Raw genomic sequence first — 16,185 nt, 5'->3', positions numbered from 1 at the left:
GGCGCCGCGAAAACGCATTGACCGCCCCGAACGCGGCTGTCAGGATCCGCGCCATGCCCCTCTTCTCCGCGTACGACGGCACCGAACTCGCCTACCGCGAGGTCGGTGACGGCGCCCCGCTGGTCTGCCTCCCGGGCGGCCCCATGATCGACGCCGCCTACCTCGACGAGCTGGGCGGGTTGTCCGCACACCGGCGCCTCATCCTGCCGGACCTGCGCGGCACCGGCCGCTCCGCGATACCCAAGGACCCGGGCAGCTATCGGTGCGACCGGCTCGTCGACGACGTGGAGGCCCTGCGCGAGCACCTCGGCCTCCGACACCTCGACCTGCTGGCGCACTCGGCCGGCGCGAACCTCGCCGCCCTGTACGCCGCCCGCCATCCCCGGCGGATCGGCAGGATGGTCCTCATCACCCCGAGCGTCTTCGCCGTCGGCATCGAAGTCCCCGCCGAGACGCGGCTCCGGGGCGCGCGCAGGCACTCGCACCAGCCGTGGTTCGCCAAGGCCTACGCCGCCCTCGAAGCCATCCTGGCCGGACAGCAGACCCCGGAGAACTGGCAGGCGATCGAGCCGTTCTCGCACGGCCGTTGGGACGCCGCCGCGCAGGCCCGCAAGGTGGCCGAAGAGGCCACGCGCAACCACGAGGCCGCCTCCGTCTACGGCTCGGAGGGAGCCTACGACCCGCCCGCCACCCGGGCCGCCCTCGCCGACTTCGACCGGCCCGTGATGCTCCTCGCGGGCAAGACCGACCTGGGCGCCCTGCCGGAGGTCGTGGCCCAGTACGCGGAGCTCTTCCAGGACCCCTGGCTGGTCGTCCAGCGCCGGGCCGGGCACTTCCCCTGGCGCGACGACCCGGAGGCCTTCACCACCGAGGTCGTTCAGTTCCTGGGCTGACCGGACGCGAAGGCCTCACCGGACGCGAAGGCCGCCAGGATCCGGTCCGCGGCCGAGGTGGGCGTGACGGTGCCGGCCCGGACCGAGTCCTCCAGGGCCGGTGCGAGGTCGCGGACGGCCGGGTCCGCGCGGAGACGTTCCAGGAGCTCCTCGCGGACCATGGACCAGGTCCACTCCACCTGCTGCGCGGCTCTCTTCGCCGTCAGGCGGCCACCCGCGTCCAGGAGCGTGCGGTGTTGTTCGAGACGGTTCCAGACCTCGTCGAGTCCGGTCGATTCGCGGGCGCTGCAGGTGAGGACGGGTGGGGTCCAGGCGGCGTCGGTGGGGTGCATGAGGCGCAGCGCCCCCGACAGCTCCCGCGCCGCCGCCTTCGCGTCGCGCTCGTGAGGGCCGTCCGCCTTGTTGACGGCGAGGACGTCGGCCAGTTCCAGGACGCCCTTCTTGATGCCCTGGAGCTGGTCGCCGGTGCGGGCGAGGGAGAGCAGGAGGAAGGAGTCGACCATGCCGGCGACGGTGGTTTCGGACTGGCCGACGCCGACGGTTTCGACGAGGACGACGTCGTAGCCCGCCGCCTCCATCACGATCATGGATTCGCGGGTGGCCTTGGCGACGCCGCCCAGGGTCCCGGCGGAGGGGGACGGGCGGACGAAGGCCGCCGGGTCCACGGCCAGGCGCTCCATCCGGGTCTTGTCGCCGAGGATGGAGCCGCCGGTGCGGGTGGAGGAGGGGTCGACGGCGAGGACCGCGACCTTGTGGCCGAGTCCGGTGAGCATGGTGCCGAAGGCGTCGATGAAGGTGGACTTGCCGACGCCCGGCACCCCGCTGATGCCGATGCGGCGCGCGTTGCCCGCGTACGGGAGCAGCTCCGTCAACAGGCGCTGTGCCAGCACCCGGTGAGCGGGCAGGGTGGACTCGACGAGGGTGATGGCGCGCGCGATCAGCGCGCGCTTCCCGTCGAGCACTCCCTTCGCGTAGGCCTCGATGTCGATCCGCGCCATCGCCGGCCTACAGCTCGTGGCCCAGATCCGCGGCGAGCCGCGTCACCAGGTCGTGGGCCGCGTCCGGGATGACCGTTCCGGGCGGGAAGACCGCCGTCGCGCCCATCTCCAGCAGCGTGGGGACATCGGCCGGCGGGATGACCCCACCCACCACGATCATGATGTCCTCGCGTCCCTCTTCCGCCAGTTGCTCGCGCAGTGCCGGTACGAGGGTCAGGTGGCCGGCGGCGAGGGAGGAGACGCCCACGACGTGGACGTCGGCCTCGACCGCCTGGCGGGCCACTTCCGCCGGGGTCTGGAACAGGGGGCCGACGTCGACGTCGAAGCCCAGGTCGGCGAAGGCGGTCGCGATGACCTTCTGGCCGCGGTCGTGCCCGTCCTGGCCCATCTTGGCGACCAGGATGCGCGGACGGCGTCCCTCCGCCTCCTCGAACCGGTCGACGAGGGTACGGGTGCGCTCCACGGACGGGGACTCGCCTGCTTCGGTTCGGTACACACCCGAGATGGTACGGATCTGGCTCGCGTGCCGTCCGTACACCTTCTCCAGCGCATCCGAGATCTCGCCGACCGTGGCCTTCGCCCGCGCCGCGTCCACCGCCAGGGCCAGGAGGTTGCCGTCGCCGCGCTCGGCCGCGTTCGTCAGCGCCCGCAGGGTGTCCTGCGTGACGGCCTCGTCGCGTTCCTCGCGCAGGCGCCGCAGCTTGGCGATCTGCTGGGCGCGGACCGAGGAGTTGTCGACCTTCAGGACCTCGATAGCCTCGTCGTTCTCCACCCGGTACTTGTTGACGCCGATGACCGGCTGGCGGCCGGAGTCGATACGGGCCTGGGTGCGGGCCGCGGCCTCCTCGACGCGGAGCTTGGGAATGCCCGCGTCGATGGCCCGCGCCATACCGCCCGCCGCCTCGACCTCCTCGATGTGCTGCCAGGCACGCCGGGCCAGGTCGTACGTCAGCTTCTCCACGTACGCGCTGCCGCCCCAGGGGTCGATCGACCGGCAGGTGCCCGATTCCTGCTGGAGCAGGAGCTGGGTGTTGCGGGCGATGCGCGCCGAGAAGTCCGTCGGCAGCGCGAGGGCCTCGTCGAGGGCGTTGGTGTGCAGGGACTGGGTGTGGCCCTGGGTCGCCGCCATGGCCTCGATGCAGGTGCGCGTCACGTTGTTGAAGACGTCCTGCGCGGTCAGCGACCAGCCCGAGGTCTGCGAATGGGTGCGCAGCGAAAGCGACTTGGGGTTCTTCGGGTCGAACTGCTTCACGAGCTTCGCCCACAGCAGGCGCGCCGCGCGGAGCTTGGCGACCTCCATGAAGAAGTTCATGCCGATCGCCCAGAAGAACGACAGGCGCGGCGCGAACGCGTCCACGTCCAGCCCGACCGCCTGCCCGGCCCGCAGGTACTCCACGCCGTCGGCGAGGGTGTAGGCCAGCTCCAGGTCGGCCGTGGCCCCGGCCTCCTGGATGTGGTAGCCGGAGATGGAGATCGAGTTGTACCGGGGCATCTTCTGCGAGGTGAACGCGAAGATGTCGGAGATGATCCGCATCGAGGGCGTGGGCGGATAGATGTAGGTGTTGCGGACCATGAACTCTTTGAGGATGTCGTTCTGGATGGTCCCCGCGAGCTTGTCCGGCGAGACGCCCTGCTCCTCCGCCGCCACGATGTAGAGCGCGAGGACCGGAAGGACCGCGCCGTTCATCGTCATCGACACCGACATCTTGTCGAGGGGGATCCCGTCGAACAGCTGCCGCATGTCGTAGATGGAGTCGATCGCCACACCCGCCATGCCGACGTCGCCGGTGACGCGGGGGTGGTCGCTGTCGTAGCCGCGGTGGGTGGGCAGGTCGAAGGCGACCGAGAGCCCCTTCTGGCCGGCCGCGAGGTTGCGGCGGTAGAAGGCGTTGGACTCCTCGGCCGTGGAGAAACCGGCGTACTGCCGGATCGTCCAGGGCTGGTTGACGTACATGGTCGGGTAGGGGCCGCGAAGGTACGGGGCCACGCCCGGGTAGGTGTTCAGGAAGTCGAGGCCTTCGAGGTCACGGCCGGTGTAGAGCGGCTTGACGCCGATGCCCTCGGGGGTCTCCCAGAGGAGGTCGGCGGGGGCGTGGCCGGTGGACTCCTTGACCGCCGCGCGCCAGTGGTCCTCGGATGCGGCGGCGCCGTGGCCGCCGAGGGCGAGCTCGGAGAAATCGGGGATTCCGGTGCCGCTCAAGACGCGACTCCCATCCGGTCGAGTACGGAGGACAGCACGGCGACCGCGTCGCAGCCGGCGAAGACGTACGCGTCCACGGCGGCCTCGGCGGTACCGGGCTTGCCCGCGAGGTAGACGGTCGTGGCGCCCGCCGCGCGCAGGGCTGCGGCCACCGCCTCCGCCTGCTCCTCGTACAGCGCGTCGCTGGAGCAGAGCACGGCCATGCCGTCGGCGCCGCTCGCGGCGTACGCCTCGGCGGCCGTGGACGGGTCGACGGACACCGGGTCGTGCACCGGTGTGACGCCGCCCGCCTGGAAGAGGTTGGCGGCGAAGGTCGCTCGTGCGGTGTGCGCGGCGGCGGGGCCGAGCGCGGCGAGGAAGATCCGCGGGCGGGCGCCGGTGGCGGCGAGGTGGGCGTCGCTGCGGGCGCGCAGTGCCTCGTAGGCCTCGTCGCGGCGGACCCGGGGCAGGCCGCCGGAGGGGGCCGCGGGGGCGGGTTCCCGTACGACGGGCTTCTCCGCGAGCAGCGGGAACTCGCTGACGCCGGTGATGGGTTCGCGGCGCTTGGCGAGCTTCTTCGACCGCTCGGCCCAGGTGGCGGCGAGGCGGTCGGCGACCAGTCCGGAGCGCAGGGCGGCGGCCTGGCCGCCGGCCTTCTCCAGGGTCTGGAAGAACTCCCATGCCGCGTGGGCGAGTTCGTCCGTGAGCCGCTCGACGTAGTGGGAGCCGCCGGCCGGGTCGATGACCCGGGCCAGGTGCGATTCCTCCAGGAGGATCGTGGAGGTGTTGCGGGCGATCCGTCGTGCGAAGGCGTCCGGGAGACCCAGCTCGTGGTCGAAGGGGAGCACGGTGACCGAGTCCGCGCCGCCGACACCGGCCGCCATACAGGCGACGGTGGTGCGGAGCATGTTCACCCACGGGTCGCGGCGGGTCATCATCACCGGCGAGGTCACCACGTGCTGGCGCTGCGCGCCCGCGGCCGGGGCTCCGCACGCCTCGGCGATACGGGCCCACAGGCGGCGGGCGGCGCGGAGCTTGGAGATCGTGAGGAACTGGTCGGCCGTGGCCGCGTAACGGAACTCCACCTGTCGCAGAGCCGACTCGACGCTCAGGCCGCCGTCGGTGAGGGCGCGCAGGTAGGCGACGCCGGTGGCCAGGGACAGTCCCAGCTCCTCGGCGGCGCTCCCGCCGGCTTCGTGGTACGGCAGCGCGTCCACCGTCAGCGCCCGCACGTGCGGGTGGTCCGCGACGGCCTTCGCCGACTCCACGGCTTCCGCGAGGTCCAGGACCTCGCCGGTGCGGGCCTCGTGGCCCAGCGGGTCGGCGCCCAGAGAGGCGTGCACGGCTTCGGGGCGCGTCCCGCGCTCGGCGCAGAGGGCGAGGAACGCCCTTGCCGCTTCGGCGTGGTCGGCCCCGGCGTCCAGGGACACGGGTGCGAGGTCGAGGTAGACGCCCTCCAGGGCGCGGGCCAGGCCGTCCACCGGGATACCGCCTCGGCCGACGGTCAGCCAGAGGGAGGTGACCCCGTTCTCCAGGTCGGCCAGGACCGCCTCGTTGACCCGTACGGGGTCGGTGCCCAGGTGGCGCTGGCGCACGTCCCAGCCGGTCGCCGCGTTCCCCTCGGCCCTGCCTCCGCGCACGAAGGGTGCGAAGCCGGGCAGGCCCGTGGCATCGGCGTCGGGCGCGCCGGTGCGCGCGGTGTACAGCGGGCGGGTGGTGAGCCCGTCCTCGAGTTTCGTGGACAACGCTTCTTCCGCGGCCTCGCCGGAGGCTTCCTTGCCCGACTTGCGCAGCACGCCCTCTACCAGGCGCTGCCACTGCTCATGCGTCGCGTCAGGGAACTCGGCGGCCAAGGAGAGCCCGTCGTCAGGCAGGACCGTCATGGCTCGAATGCTAGGGGGGTGTCTGTGCACGACCAATAACCACCGGATGTGATCTCCCCCTCTCAACTGAGGTGGGAGGGGTCACGAAAGAGCGGGCCGAGCAGGACGGTCGCGGCCGCCCCGGGGAGTACGGCGGGACCCGCGTGCGGCGCCACGATGCGGTCGGCAGCGCCGGGGGCCGCGCCGGTCCGGGAGACGGAGGCCGCCGCGGTACGGATCTCGTCCAGGTAGCCGTCGTGCAGCACGCTCGACAGTTCGGTGATCACCATGACGGCCGGGTTGAAGACGTCGAGGAGCACGGCCGCGGCCCTGCCGACGGCCCGGGCCCGCTCGCGCAGCAGCCGGTCGGCGCGTGGGTCGCCGGTCGCCGCGGCGTCCACGAGCAGGTTGACGGACGGTTCCGGGACGATGCCGAGGCGGAGGGCCTCGGCGCCGAGCGCGGCGTCGGAGGCGGTGGCCTGGAGGCAGCCGGTACGGCCGCAGGGGCAGACCGTACGGCTTCCCGGCACGGGGAGGTGGGCCACGTCACCGGCCGCCGCGCCGGGGCCCTGGTGCACGGTGCCCTCGATGCCGAAGGCGGCGTCGACGACGCTGCCGATGAAGAGGTGGACGATGCTGCGCCGGGCCTCGGGGCGGCCGAAGAGGATCTCGGAGTGGGCGACGGCGCGGGCGTGGTTGTCGACCGAGACGGGCAGCCGGAGCCGTTCGGCGAGCTGGGCGGCGAGGGGGCGGTCGTGCCAGCCGAGCGCCTCGTGGCGTACGACGGTCCCGTCGGCGGGACGGACCCATCCGCCGAGGGCCACGCCGAGGCCGAGGAGCGGACGGCCGGTGTCGAACTCGCGGAGGAAGACGGCGAGTCGGTCGGCGATGTCGGCGGGGTCGGTGGCGCCGGAGGAGGGGTGGGGGGAGGTGCGGCGGGCGAGGACCGTGCCGCGGAGGTCGACGATGCTGAACGTGGCGGAGGGCACGCCGATGTGCAGCCCGGCGGCGACGGGACCGCCGATGGCCCCGGTGTGCAGGTCGAGCGGGATCCGCGGGCGTCCGACCCCCGCGGCGGGGCCGGGGAGTTCGCGCAGCAGGCCGCTGCGGAGCAGGCCGGTGGTCTGCCGGGACACGGCGGCGGGGCTGAGCCCGCACAGCCGGGCGATGGCGCTGCGTGCGACGGGCCCGTGCGCGAGGACCGTGCGCAGCACGGTGGCGGCGTTCGCGGCGGCTCGGCCGTCGCCGGTGGTGGGGGGCATGGGGGCTCCTGGGGCTCGGTCCCCCGATGATGCCGGGTCCCCGGCGGGGCCGGGCCGGCGCGGCACGAAGAACCGGGGCCCCGCCCCTGACCCCGCACCCCGAACTCCCCCGGCCGTCGCCGGGAGGGCCGGGGCCGGGGGACGGGCCCGGGGGACGGGGCCGGGAACGGGGCCGGGAACGGGGTGGGGAAGGCGCCCCGCTCGGCAGGAGTCCGCACCCGTGGCGGGCGCGTTGCGGGGGTATGAAATCCGGCCATGGTTTTCGGCCGACCGGAGAGGTGCGGTGGGATGGGCGGGCGGCGGGAAAGCACAGGTCACGTGGGGTGGACGGGGGTCGGCGCGGGATTGTGACGGGGCCGGGGACGAGGGTTGACCGGGGGCGCGGGCGCTGACACGCTCCGGGACATGTCCGCGAACGAACTCCTTGTCCCGCGGCTCCACACCCCCGGCCCCTGTACCGCGCCGGGTGGCTGTCCGGGCCGCTGTAGCGCCCCGCGTCGGGCCTGAGTCCCGCACGGGGCCCGCGCCCCGACGCCGGGTCCCGGCTCCGCAGGGTCCCGGTCCCGAAGGGTCCCGGCTCCGCAGGGTCCCGGTCCCGGAGGGTCCCGGCTCCGGAGGGTCCCGGCTCCGTGTCGGTCCTGAGCCCCGCACGGGGCTCGCGCCTCGACACCGGATCCGAGTCCCGCGGCCCGGACCCCGCGTCGGGTCCGACCCCGGACCAGGCCCCCGGACCCCGCGTCACGTCCCGGTCCCGCAGGGGCCCGTGCCCGGGTGTCCGGTCGTCCGGGTCCCGTACGAACCGCGTCCGACCCGAGCCCCGCGGGGGCCCTGGCGGGACCGGCTCCCGGGCCCGGCCGTCCCCGGGCCCGCGCCCCGGTGTCGTCGGCGCCCGTCGTTGCGAGGATCCGCGCCGGCGTCCCCCTGTCGTCTGTCGTCCCGTACTCGCGCTCTCCCCGTCGTCCCGTAGCCCCGTGCCCCCGCCAGTCCCCGTGGGTCCGTGGCCGCGTACCCCCGTAGGTCCATTTCTTCCGCTGCGGAAATAACTGCCGCGGCCCGTCGTCCAAGGAGTCCCCATGACCACCGTCACCACCGCCACCACCGTCACGAAGATCGGCGGCCGCATCGGCGCCGAGATCGGTGGCGTAAAGCTCGGCGGAGACCTCCCCGAGGCGACCGTCGCCGAGATCCGGTCCGCGCTCCTCGCCCACAAGGTCGTCTTCTTCCGCGACCAGGACCACCTCGACGAGGCCGGCCACGAGGCCTTCGCCCAGCTGCTCGGCACGCCCGTCGCGCACCCCACCGTCCCCTCCGCGGACGGCCGTTACGCCCTCGGCATCGACTCGCACCACGGCGCCCGCGCCAACCAGTGGCACACCGACGTCACCTTCGTCCCCGCCTACCCCGCCTTCTCCATCCTGCGCGCCGTCACCGTCCCGCCGTACGGCGGCAACACCCTCTGGGCCAACACGGCCACGGCTTACGCCAACCTCCCCGAGCCGCTGCGCGCCCTCGCCGACGGCCTGCGCGCCCTGCACTCCAACGAGTACGACTACGCCGCCCTCAAGCCCGACGCGCTGCCCGAGGCCCTGGTGCAGTACCGCGAGGTGTTCACCTCGACGAAGTTCCTCACCGAGCACCCGGTGGTCCGCGTCCACCCCGAGACCGGCGAGCGCACCCTGCTGCTCGGCAACTTCGTGCAGCGCATCGACGGCCTGACCGGCCGCGACTCCCGGGCCCTCGTCGACCTCTTCCAGGCCCACATCGAGAGCCCCGAGAACACCGTGCGCTGGCAGTGGCGGGCCGGTGACGTCGCGATCTGGGACAACCGCGCCACCCAGCACTACGGCGTGAACGACTCCGACGACCACGAGCGCACCCTGCGCCGCGTGACCGTCGACGGAGACGTCCCGGTCGGCCCCGACGGCGAGCCCTCGCGACTGATCACCCCGGAGGCCGTCCCGGACCCGTCCTTCGGCATCGCCTCCGGCGCTTCCACCTCCGGCGCTTCCACCTCCGGCGCTTCCGCCGACGCCTCCGCCGCCTGACCGTCCCGCAAGGAGCACCCGTGCCCAGACTGCTCGCCATCACCGGCAGCCCCTCCGCCCACTCCCGTACCGCCGTGGTCGCCGACCACGTGCTGGGCCGCCTGGCCCACTCCGGCTTCGAGACCGCGCACCTCTCCGTACGCGACCTGCCCGCCGCCGACCTGCTCGCCGCCCGCCGCGGCGAGCCGGAGATCCGCCGTGCGCTCGAAGCCGTCGCCGAGGCCGACGGCCTGGTCATCGCGACCCCGGTCTACAAGGCCTCGTACACCGGTCTGCTCAAGGCGTTCCTCGATCTGCTCCCGCAGGACGGGCTCGCCGGCAAAACGATCCTGCCCCTGGTCACCGGCGGCAGCCTCGCCCACGTCCTGACCATCGACTACGCCCTGCGCCCCGTCCTCTCCGCCCTCGGCGCCCGACACGTCACCGCCGGCCGGTTCGTCCTCGACTCCACCGTCGAGCGGGGCAACGGCCCCGACCGGCTGCGGCCCGAGGCGGAGCTGGACCTCTACCAGGCCGTGGACGAGTTCGCGGACGCCCTGCGCCCCGTCCCCGCCACCGCGCTGACCGCCGCCCCGTAAACCCCGTAGCCCCGCAACCCGCACCGACAAGGAACCGTCATGGCCGCAGCCTTCACCTCGACCTCCACCTCCCGTCGCCAGTTCCTCACCCTGCTCGGCATCTCGGCGGCCGCGGTGAGCTGCGGCACGGCCACCGCCAACGGCGGCTCGGGCTCGGGGTCGCAGATCAAGACCCTGAAGTACCAGGGAGCCGTCGGCTCGGTCTCGCTCCCCGAACTCGCCGCCGACCTCGGCCACCTCGAGGACCTCAAGCTCGAATGGGTCGGCAACACCATCAGCGGCCCGCAGGACATCCAGTCCGCCGCCACCGGCCAGACCCACTTCGGCAGCGCCTTCAACGGCGCGGTCATCAAGCTCGCCGCCGGCAACGCCCCGATCAAGGCCGTCATCTCCTCCTACGGATCCGACCAGTACTCCTACGGCGGCTACTTCGTCCTGGAGGACAGCCCGATCCGCTCCGCCCGCGACCTGGTCGGCAAGAAGGTCGGCATGAACACCCTGGGCGCGCACTACCAGGCCCTGCTCGACCTCTACCTGAGCCGCAACGGCCTCTCCAAGGCGGACGCGGCCAAGGTCGAGCCCCTGGTGGTGCCGCCCGTCAACACCGAACAGGCCCTGCGCCAGAAGCAGATCGAAGTGGGGGTGCTCACCGGGATCCTGCGCGACAAGGCCCTGGCCACCGGCGGCATCCGGCCGCTGTTCACGGACGTCGAGCTGCTCGGCCCGTTCAGCGCGGGCACCTACATCATGACCGAGCGCTTCATCAAGCAGAACCCCGACACCGTACGGACCTTCACGACGGGTGTCGCCAAGGCCATCGAGTGGTCCCGCACCACCCCGCGCGAGGAGGTCGTCGCGCGGATGACGGAGATCGTCAAGAAGCGCGGGCGCAACGAGGACACGGCCGCCCTCCAGTACTGGCACTCCTACGGGATCGCCGAGCACGGCGGCCGGATACCCGACAAGTCCTTCCAGCTGTGGATCGACTGGCTCGGCGAGCGCGGCGAGATCAAGAAGGGGCAGTTCAAGCCCTCCGATCTCTACACCAACGAGTTCAACGGCTTCGGAAAGGGCTGACCGGACATGGCGAAGATCGTGTTCGCGGGGGTGGGCAAGACCTTCCCGGCCAGGAACAGGAGCCGGGGCAGGGAGGAGTTCACCGCCCTCGACGGCATCGACCTGGAGATCGAGGCAGGTGAGTTCGTGGTCGTCGTGGGCCCCAGCGGCTGCGGCAAATCCACCCTCCTGGACCTCCTCGGCGGCCTGTCCCGGCCGACGTCGGGGCGGATCCTGCTCGACGGCAAGCCGGTCACCGGGCCCGGTCTGGACCGGGGGATCGTCTTCCAGCAGTACGCGCTGCTGCCGTGGCGGACGGCGCTCGGCAACGTCGAATTCGGCCTCGAGGCCACCGGTGTTCCGAGGCGTGAACGAGCCGACCGAGCACGGGAGTTCCTCGACCTGGTGGGACTGAGCGGATTCGAGGACCGGCACCCGCACGAGCTCTCCGGCGGCATGCGCCAGCGCGTGGCCATCGCCCGCTCGCTGGCGTACGACCCGGACGTGCTGCTGATGGACGAGCCGTTCGCCGCGCTCGACGCGCAGACCCGCGAGTCCCTCCAGGACGAGCTGCGCCGCATCTGGCAGCGCACCGGCAAGACCGTCGTCTTCATCACGCACGGCATCGAGGAGGCCGTCTACCTCGGCCAGAGGGTGGCCGTCATGACCTCCCGCCCGGGACGCATCAAGGAGATCGTCCCCGTCTCCTTCGGCGAGCGGAGCCAGGGTCTGCAGGGCGAGGAGCTGCGCTCCAGCCCGGAGTTCGCCCGCTACCGCCACGAGGTCTGGACCCTGCTCCACGACGAGGTGGCCCGCGCCCAGCAACTGGAGAAGGAGGAGGCCACCGTATGACCACCCGGACCGAAAGCACCGTCGCCACCGCGACGGCCACGGCCACCGTCGAAGCCCCTGCGGCACAGCCCGCCGTACCGGCGCCGGCCGCCGCGGTACGCGACGCCGCGCCCCTGCCGGCTCCCGGCGCCGGACGGACCACCCGTCCGGCCCGGGCTCCGGCCCGGCGGCCCGTCCGGGCCGTGGGCCGGTGGCTGCGCGCCGCCGCCCTGCGCTCGGCGGCCGTCCTCGCCCTGCTCGCCGTGTGGGAGCTCGCACCACGGTTCGGCCTGGTCGACGCCACCTTCCTGCCGCCCTTCAGCATCGTGGCGCAGGCGTGGTGGGACCTCCTGGGCAACGGCCAGCTCGCCGAGCACACCTCGGCCAGCCTCACCCGCTCCTTCGGAGGCTTCGGGATCGCCGTGGCCGTCGCGGTCCCGCTCGGCCTGCTCATCGGCTGGTACCGGCCGGTCGCCGCGCTGCTCGGCCCGCTGCTGGAGCTGTTCCGCAACACCGCGGCGCTCGCCCTGCTGCCGGTCTTCGTGCTCCTGCTCGGCATCGGCGAGACGTCGAAGATCTCGATCGTCGTCTACGCCTGCGTGTGGCCGATCCTCCTGAACACCATCAGCGCCGTCGGCAACGCCGACCCCACCCTCGTCAGGCTGGCCCGCTCGATGGACCTGTCCACGCCGAGGCTCTTCCAGAAGGTGATCCTCCCGGCCTCGGTACCGGTCATCTTCACCGGGATCCGGCTCGCCGGCGCCGTCTCCATCCTCGTCCTCGTCGCCGCCGAGATGATCGGCGCGAAGGCGGGCCTCGGCTACCTGATCAACGCCTCCCAGTTCAACTTCGCGATCCCGCAGATGTACGCGGGCATCATCACCATCTCCGCCATCGGGGTGGCCTTCAACCAGCTGCTGGTCAGCGTCGAACGCCGCCTCAGCCTCTGGCGCGTCCCGGCCGCCTGACGCCGTTCGCCTCCCGGCAGGGGCGGCGAACGAGAGCACGGCCCCGCGGACCCGCCCCCCGTTCGGGGCCGGGTCCGCGGGACCGCCACCCGCCACCCGTTGCCGCGCCCCGCCCGCCACCCGTTGCCGCGCCCCGCCCGCCACCCGTTGCCGCGCCCCGCCCGCCCCCCTTCCCACCCCAGGACCAGCCATGACCGCATCCCGCACCCTCCACCTCAACGCGTTCCTCATGAACGCCGGGCACCACGACGCCGCCTGGCGTCACCCCGACAGCACGCCCGAACGGGCCACCGACCTCAAGTACTTCCAGGAACTGGCCCGCACCGCCGAGCGCGGCAGGCTCGACTCGATCTTCTTCGCCGACGGGGTCGCCCTGTGGGGCAAGGCCCGTTACAACGCCCTCGGCGGGTTCGAGCCGATCACCCTGCTCTCCGCGATCGCCGCCGTCACCGAGCACATCGGGCTCATCGCCACCGTCTCCACCACCTTCAACGAGCCGTACAACCTGGCCCGCAAGTTCGCCTCCCTCGACCACATCAGCGGCGGCCGCGCCGGCTGGAACATCGTCACCTCCGGCAGCGTCGACGAGGCCCGCAACTTCAACCGGGACGAGCACCTGGAGCACGCCCGCCGCTACGAGCGCGCCCGCGAGTTCCTCGACGTCGCCACCAAGCTCTGGGACAGCTGGGAGGACGACGCGATCGTCCTCGACAAGGAGCGCGGCATCTACGCCGACACCGACAAGCTCCACCCCGCCGCCCACCGGGGCGAGCACTTCGGCGTCGCCGGCCCGCTCAACGTGCCCCGCTCCCCGCAGGGATACCCGCTCCTCGTGCAGGCGGGCTCCTCCGAGGACGGCAAGGAGTTCGCCGCCCAGTACGCCGAGGCCGTCTTCACCGCCCAGCAGACCCTCGCCGACGGCCAGACCTTCTACAAGGACCTCAAGTCCCGGCTCGCCCGCCACGGCCGCGCCGAGAGCGACCTACTCGTGCTGCCGGGCATCGCCCCCGTCATCGGCTCCACCGAGGCCGAGGCGAAGGCCCTGGAGCAGCAGCTCACCGACCTCCAGATCCCCGAGTACGGTCTCGCCCAGCTCTCCGGGATGCTCGGCGTGGACCTCACCGGCCTGCCCCTCGACGGCCCGCTGCCCGATCTCCCCGAGGAGCGGGACATCAACGGCAACAAGAGCCGCTTCACCCTCGTCGCCGAGCTCGCCCGCCGCGACGGGCTGACCCTGCGCGAGCTGATCGCCCGCCTCGGCGCGGGCCGCGGCCACCGCACCTTCGCCGGCACCCCCGAGCAGATCGCCGACCAGCTGGAGGAGTGGTTCACGCAGGGAGCCGCCGACGGCTTCAACATCATGGCCCCGATCCTGCCGACCGGCCTGACCGACTTCGTCGACCACGTCGTGCCGATCCTCCAGAGCCGCGGCCTCTTCCGCACCGAGTACACCGGCCGCACCCTGCGGGAGAACTACGGCCTGCCGCGCCCCGTCAACCGGCACGCGAGGGAATCCGTATGACCGTTCACGAGTACGTCACCGACGTCCTCGTCGTCGGCGGTGGACCGGCCGCCACCTGGGCCGCCCTCAAGGCGGCCGAGGCCGGAGCCCGGGTCGTCCTCGCGGACAAGGGCTACTGCGGTACCAGCGGCTCCACGGCTGCCGGCGGCACCGGCGTCTGGTACGTCCCGCCCGAGCCCGCCGCCCGGGAGGCCGCCATGGCCTCCCGGGAGGGGCTCGGCGGCTACCTCGCCGACCGGCGCTGGATGGCCCGGGTCCTCGACGAGACCTACGACCGGATGAACGAGCTGGCCACCGACGGCCGGTACCCGTTCCCGACCGGCCGGGACGGGCAGCCGCTGCGGAACGGCCTCCAAGGGCCCGAGTACATGCGGCGGATGCGCATCCGGATCCGCCGCGCCGGGGTCCGCGTACTGGACCACAGCCCGGTCACCGAACTGCTCACCGACGCGGAGGGAGCCGTCGCGGGCGCCGCAGGGTACCGCCGCCAGGCCCGCGAGCACTACCGGGTCCGGGCCGGCGCCGTGGTCCTCGCCACCGGCGGCTGCGCCTTCCTCAGCGGGGCGCTCGGAACCAACACCAACACGGGCGACGGCGCGCTGTTCGCCGCCGAGGCCGGGGCGGAGCTCTCCGGGATGGAGTTCTCCAACGCCTACGGGATCGCCCCCGAGGGCACTTCCGTCACCAAGACCGCCTTCTACTCCTTCGCCACCTTCTACCAGGAGGACGGCAGCGTGCTGGAGGGCGCGGCCGGCCAGGGCGGCCGCTCGGTCATCGCCCGAGAACTCCTGACCGGGGCCAAGGTGTACGCGCGCCTCGACCGGGCCGACGACGCGGCGCGGGCCGCGATGCGACTGGCCCAGCCGAACTTCTTCCTCACCTTCGACAGGCTCGGCATCGACCCGTTCACCGACCGCTTCGCCGTCACCCTGCTCGCGGAGGGCACGGTCCGCGGTACCGGCGGCATCCGGATCACCGGCGACGACTGCGCCACCGGCGTCCCCGGCCTGTACGCGGCCGGGGACGCGGCCACCCGTGAGGAGATCTGCGGGGGCTTCACCGGAGGCGGCAGCCACAACGCCGCCTGGGCCATCTCCTCGGGCAGCTGGGCCGGCCGGGGAGCCGCCGGGCACGCCCTCTCCCTCGGCCCGGGACGGGCCGCCTCCCGGCCCGTCACCGGCGCGGGAGGCGCGGGACTGCGCCCGACGGGGACTCCCGGAACCGCCGGTGGGCACCGCGCGGCCGTGGAACTCGTACAGGCGCAGGTGCTCCCGTACGACAAGAACTACCTGCGCCACGGCAGGGTGCTGGGCGACGCCCTGCGCACCCTCGACGGGGCCTGGGCCGAACTGCGCGGCTCCCTGCACGGGCAGGGCGCCGACCTGGTCAGGGCCCGGCAGGCGGCCGCGATGACGGCGCACGCGCGGTGGATGTACGCGGCCGCGCTCGCGCGGCCGGAGAGCCGGGGCATGGCCAGGCGCCTGGACCACCCGGAACAGGACCCGAGGCTGCACCACCGCATCACCGTGGGCGGACTCGACCGCGTGTGGACCCGGGCGGAGGCGGCGGCATGATCGAACTGGTCTCGCAGGAGCGCTGCATCGCCTGCGACAAGTGCGTCGAGGTCTGTCCGACGGACGTGTTCGAGCGGGGCCCGGACGGGATCCCGGTGCTCGCCCGGCAGGAGGACTGCCAGACCTGTTTCCTGTGCGAGGCCAACTGCCCGGTCGACGCGCTCTTCGTGGCCCCGCTGACCCGGCCGCTGCCGGACGACCCGGCCGTACGGGACGAGGCCGGGCTGGTGGGGCGGGGGCTCCTCGGCAGCTACCGGCGCGAGATCGGCTGGGGCGAGGGGCGCACCCCCGGGGCGCTGCGGGCGGTCGGTCCGGCGCTCGGACCGGAGGCGAAGCCCATCACTTCCTGAGCGTGCGGGGGCGGGTCCGCCTCGGACCCGCCCCGCCCGTGTGGCCGCCCGTGTGGCCGCCCGTGTG

The 16,185-nt window shown here is 73.2% G+C and carries 13 protein-coding genes; 9 read left to right on the top strand and 4 right to left on the bottom strand.

The features are described 5' to 3' along the window. The first annotated feature begins 53 nt into the window (after positions 1 to 53). Positions 54 to 893 (top strand): alpha/beta fold hydrolase, encoded by an 840-nt coding sequence (locus ACIQ5Y_RS12240; protein ID WP_403878646.1) that lies wholly within the window; start codon positions 54 to 56, stop codon positions 891 to 893. Here ACIQ5Y_RS12240 and meaB read toward each other — a convergent pair. The 4 genes from meaB to ACIQ5Y_RS12220 form a co-directional block, all read right to left on the bottom strand. Beyond that, positions 878 to 1,891, bottom strand: a complete 1,014-nt coding sequence (gene meaB, locus ACIQ5Y_RS12235) for a methylmalonyl Co-A mutase-associated GTPase MeaB (protein WP_403878643.1) — start codon at positions 1,889 to 1,891, stop codon at positions 878 to 880. The genes ACIQ5Y_RS12240 and meaB overlap by 16 nt on opposite strands. Positions 1,892 to 1,898: 7 nt before the next feature. After that, positions 1,899 to 4,091, bottom strand: a complete 2,193-nt coding sequence (gene scpA / locus ACIQ5Y_RS12230) for a methylmalonyl-CoA mutase (protein ID WP_403878640.1) — start codon at positions 4,089 to 4,091, stop codon at positions 1,899 to 1,901. Then, complete coding sequence (locus ACIQ5Y_RS12225) at positions 4,088 to 5,953, bottom strand: methylmalonyl-CoA mutase family protein (protein ID WP_403878637.1); 1,866 nt, start codon at positions 5,951 to 5,953, stop codon at positions 4,088 to 4,090. Before ACIQ5Y_RS12225 ends, scpA begins: the two co-directional genes overlap by 4 nt. Positions 5,954 to 6,015: 62 nt before the next feature. Beyond that, the gene (locus tag ACIQ5Y_RS12220) at positions 6,016 to 7,194 is read right to left on the bottom strand and encodes an ROK family protein (protein WP_403878635.1); all 1,179 of its coding nucleotides are present in this window, start codon (positions 7,192 to 7,194) and stop codon (positions 6,016 to 6,018) included. A 1,073-nt stretch (positions 7,195 to 8,267) separates the two neighbouring features. Between ACIQ5Y_RS12220 and ACIQ5Y_RS12215 the strand changes: the two genes are divergently transcribed. The 8 genes from ACIQ5Y_RS12215 to ACIQ5Y_RS12180 all read left to right on the top strand — a co-directional run bounded on the left by ACIQ5Y_RS12215 (position 8,268) and on the right by ACIQ5Y_RS12180 (position 16,118). Next, a complete protein-coding gene (locus ACIQ5Y_RS12215) occupies positions 8,268 to 9,239 on the top strand; it encodes a TauD/TfdA dioxygenase family protein (RefSeq protein WP_403878633.1) in 972 nt (323 codons plus the stop codon). A gap of 20 nt (positions 9,240 to 9,259) precedes the next feature. Beyond that, positions 9,260 to 9,817 (top strand): NADPH-dependent FMN reductase, encoded by a 558-nt coding sequence (ssuE, locus tag ACIQ5Y_RS12210; RefSeq protein WP_403878630.1) that lies wholly within the window; start codon positions 9,260 to 9,262, stop codon positions 9,815 to 9,817. Between the two features lie 39 nt (positions 9,818 to 9,856). After that, positions 9,857 to 10,894, top strand: a complete 1,038-nt coding sequence (locus ACIQ5Y_RS12205; RefSeq protein ID WP_403878627.1) for an ABC transporter substrate-binding protein — start codon at positions 9,857 to 9,859, stop codon at positions 10,892 to 10,894. 6 nt (positions 10,895 to 10,900) lie between these two features. Next, on the top strand, positions 10,901 to 11,725 hold the full coding sequence (locus tag ACIQ5Y_RS12200) for an ABC transporter ATP-binding protein (RefSeq protein ID WP_403878624.1): 825 nt from the start codon (positions 10,901 to 10,903) through the stop codon (positions 11,723 to 11,725). After that, positions 11,722 to 12,672, top strand: coding sequence for an ABC transporter permease (locus tag ACIQ5Y_RS12195; protein ID WP_403878621.1), 951 nt, complete (start codon positions 11,722 to 11,724; stop codon positions 12,670 to 12,672). Before ACIQ5Y_RS12200 ends, ACIQ5Y_RS12195 begins: the two co-directional genes overlap by 4 nt. A gap of 190 nt (positions 12,673 to 12,862) precedes the next feature. Next, positions 12,863 to 14,194 carry an LLM class flavin-dependent oxidoreductase gene (locus ACIQ5Y_RS12190; RefSeq protein ID WP_403878618.1) on the top strand — a complete coding sequence of 444 codons (1,332 nt, stop codon included), beginning with the start codon at positions 12,863 to 12,865 and terminating at the stop codon, positions 14,192 to 14,194. Beyond that, complete coding sequence (locus ACIQ5Y_RS12185; RefSeq protein WP_403878615.1) at positions 14,191 to 15,768, top strand: FAD-dependent oxidoreductase; 1,578 nt, start codon at positions 14,191 to 14,193, stop codon at positions 15,766 to 15,768. The genes ACIQ5Y_RS12190 and ACIQ5Y_RS12185 overlap by 4 nt, the downstream gene beginning before the upstream one ends. Beyond that, positions 15,765 to 16,118: a 4Fe-4S binding protein gene (locus ACIQ5Y_RS12180; RefSeq protein ID WP_403878611.1), complete on the top strand. Its 354-nt coding sequence runs from the start codon at positions 15,765 to 15,767 to the stop codon at positions 16,116 to 16,118. Before ACIQ5Y_RS12185 ends, ACIQ5Y_RS12180 begins: the two co-directional genes overlap by 4 nt. Positions 16,119 to 16,185: the final 67 nt, after the last annotated feature.

It is taken from the genome of Streptomyces sp. NPDC096339 (assembly GCF_044762985.1).
Lineage (GTDB): Bacteria > Actinomycetota > Actinomycetes > Streptomycetales > Streptomycetaceae > Streptomyces.
Note: the sequence above shows the minus strand (reverse complement) of the source record. Positions and strands in the feature narration are given on the sequence as shown.